This window comes from Bradyrhizobium sp. CCBAU 65884 (genome assembly GCF_028128835.1).
GTDB lineage: Bacteria > Pseudomonadota > Alphaproteobacteria > Rhizobiales > Xanthobacteraceae > Bradyrhizobium > Bradyrhizobium ottawaense.
The window spans coordinates 1-519 of record NZ_LBJU01000018.1; the positions used below are offsets into that span (position 1 = coordinate 1).

1 protein-coding gene is annotated in these 519 nt (G+C 63.4%); it reads right to left on the minus strand.

Going from position 1 to position 519, the window contains the following annotated elements; translation table 11 throughout:
* A partial coding sequence (locus XI03_RS01540; protein WP_333935276.1) for a chemotaxis protein CheA occupies positions 1-519 on the minus strand: 519 nt, incomplete at both ends.

Genomic DNA, 519 nt, shown 5'->3' on the forward strand with positions numbered 1-519 from the left:
GAGATCGCCTTGGCCTTGATCTTCTCGGTGTTGAGGCCACGGCCGTTGTCGGCGATGCAGATGATGATGTGGCCGCCTTCGTGATAGGCGGACAGGCGGATGGTGCCCTGCTCGCCCTTGCCGGATGCGAGACGCTCGGCGGGGGTCTCCAGGCCATGATCGGCGGAGTTGCGCACCATGTGGGTGAGCGGGTCCTTGATCAAATCGAGCACCTGGCGGTCGAGCTCGGTGTCGGCGCCGTGCATCTCCAATTCGATCTGCTTGCCGAGTTCGCTCGACAGGTCGCGGACGATGCGGGGCAGCTTCTGCCAGGCATTGCCGATCGGCTGCATGCGCGTCTTCATGACGCCTTCCTGCAGCTCGGCGGTGACGTTGGACAGGCGCTGCAACGGCACCTTGAACTCGGTGTCCTCGTTGCGGCGGGAGATCTCCAGCAGCTGGTTGCGGGTCAGCACCAGCTCGGAAACCATGGTCATCAGATGCTCCAGCGTATCCACGTTGACGCGGATCGACTGGTTG